The organism is Rodentibacter trehalosifermentans, from assembly GCF_002000545.1.
GTDB lineage: Bacteria > Pseudomonadota > Gammaproteobacteria > Enterobacterales > Pasteurellaceae > Rodentibacter > Rodentibacter trehalosifermentans.
The window spans coordinates 1-2,584 of the sequence record NZ_MLHL01000118.1 but is presented as its reverse complement, the minus strand read 5'-3'; the positions used below and the strand labels follow the sequence as shown (position 1 = coordinate 2,584).

Sequence of the window (2,584 nt, the reverse complement as noted above, 5' to 3'; positions counted from 1 at the left end):
ACTTGATCGCTACATCACTATTCATCAGCGTAAGCTAGAAAACGTGAAAAAATTGAAAAAATCGCTACTACAAAAAATGTTCCCAAAAAATGATCAAAAATTTCCAGAGATTCGTTTTCCCGAATTTACTGACGCTTGGGAACAGAGGAAGTTGGGGGAGATTGCCAAAATAACCTCAGGTTTTACTGGTGATGCAAATTTAAGTGAGGGCTTATATCGTCTGACAAGAATTGAAACCATATCGGAGGGTATAGTTAATGAGAAGAGAGTTGGTTTTTCAAATATTAAGCCAGAACAACGCTACTTATTGAATGCTGGTGATATATTATTTAGCAACATCAACTCTTTGAAACATATTGGTAAAACCGCTATCTATAACGGTAATACAGAGCTATTTCACGGAATTAACCTATTAAGAATAATTTCAAAAAAGGGCATCATTCCATACTTTCTTTATTATAATTTTAATACGACATCGAAACTAAATTGGTCTAAAGCTCATGCCAATCAAGCTGTAAATCAAGCCTCTATCAATCAAACTGAATTAAATAGTCAAAAATTTATGGTTCCTGATATAAGAGAACAACAAAAAATCGGAGAATTTTTTACCGCACTTGACCGCTATATCACCATTCATCAGCGTAAGCTAGAAAATGTGAAAAAATTGAAAAAATCACTTTTACAGCAAATGTTTGTTTAATAAGGGAAAAATAATGAATTATTCAATTGAATATACCAGAGATTGGCTATTTAACGGATCGCACTGATGATTGAGAAATTTTCTTACTAAAAAGGCATTGAACAATCTGATTATTACGAACAAGCCGAATAAAGTGCGGTTAAAAACACAGAATTTTTAATAGAGGAATCAACAAATGAGTAATGTACAAACTATCACCGGTAAACTTTGGGCAATGGCAAATGAGCTGCGCGGCACAATGGACGCATCAGAATATAAAAACTATATTCTTGCCTTTATGTTTTATCGTTATTTGTCAAAACATCAGGAACAATATTTGATGGATAATCACCTTTTAGACCTTGCACCTGAACAAAATGTGAATGACGCTTATGTAGCCCAAGCCACAGGTGAAGAATTACAAGATTATTTGGAAGATATTTCAGCTAGCCTCGGCTATGCCATCAATCCTGAAGATACTTGGGATTCGTTAATGCAGAAAATTCACAATGCGGAAGTGATGCCAAGTGATTATCAAACCTTATTTGATAATTTCAACCAGAACGCTAATTTAAATGAAGAAGCAGTTGTTGATTTTCGAGGTGTCTTTAATGATTTGAACTTGGGGGATTCCCGTTTAGGAAATTCCACCAACGAACGTGCGAAATCTTTAGGCAATATTGTGAAATTGGTGGATGAGGTTGAATATAAAGACGATAACGGTCGGGATATCCTAGGTGAAATTTATGAATATTTGATCGGGCAATTTGCCGCCAATGCCGGTAAAAAAGGTGGGGAATTTTATACGCCTCACCAAGTCTCCAAAATTTTAGCGAAGTTAGTGACGCTTGATGTTGCGGATAACCAAGATAATTTCTTGGTTTACGATCCAACAATGGGCTCCGGTTCTTTATTATTGACCGTAGGGAATGAGCTACAAAAATCAAAACCAATCAAATATTACGGGCAAGAATTGAACACCACAACCTACAACCTTGCTCGTATGAATTTGATGATGCACGGTGTCTCTTATAAAAATATGACCCTCTCCAATGCCGATACCTTGGAAAGCGACTGGCCTGAAGGGCTTGATGCACAAGGGATTGATCAGCCTTTATGCCGTTTTGATGCAGTGGTGGCTAATCCGCCTTATTCTGCCAATTGGGACAACCACGAACGGAAATTAAAAGATGCCCGCTTCCAACCGTTTGGTGTGTTAGCACCTGCATCAAAAGCAGATTTCGCCTTTATTTTGCATAGCCTATACCACTTAGGCGAACAAGGCACCATGGCAATTGTTCTTCCACACGGCGTGCTGTTCCGTGGTGCGGCAGAGGGGAAAATTCGTAAAGCATTGATTGGTGATAATACCACTAATGCACAAGGAAACTATTTAGATGCGGTGATTGGATTGCCGGCGAATTTATTCTATGGCACGAGCATCCCAACCACGATTTTAGTCTTTAAGAAAAATCGGAAAAATAAGGATATTTTGTTTATTGATGCAAGCCAAGATTTTGAAAAAGGTAAAAATCAAAACCGTTTAACGGACGAACAAGTCCAAAAAATTATTGAGACTTACCAAGCCCGTCAGAATGTTGAAAAATATGCCTATGTAGCCTCAATCGAGGAAATTATTGAGAACGACTACAATCTCAATATTCCTCGTTATGTTGATACCTTTGAGGAAGAAGAGGAAATTGATATTAACGAAGTGCTAAAACAGCTCAATCAAGACGAGCAAGAAATAAAACAATTAGAAAAAGAAATCAATGAACAGCTAAAACTACTGGGAATTGAACTTCCATAACACAAAAGGGGCGCAAGCCTCTTTTTTTATGGAAAAAATCGATAAATTTTCACCGCACTTTGATAAAAGAACTTACACTTGGGAACAGCGAGTAT

Annotated in this window: 2 protein-coding genes; both read left to right on the top strand. The window is 37.1% G+C overall.

All coding sequences use genetic code 11. The features are described 5' to 3' along the window. The coding region (locus BKK52_RS13225; RefSeq protein WP_208606178.1) for a restriction endonuclease subunit S at positions 1-700 on the top strand (700 nt) is incomplete at its 5' end. A 175-nt stretch (positions 701-875) separates the two neighbouring features. Continuing rightward, a complete protein-coding gene (locus tag BKK52_RS13220) occupies positions 876-2,489 on the top strand; it encodes a type I restriction-modification system subunit M (protein ID WP_077478889.1) in 1,614 nt (537 codons plus the stop codon). Positions 2,490-2,584: the final 95 nt, after the last annotated feature.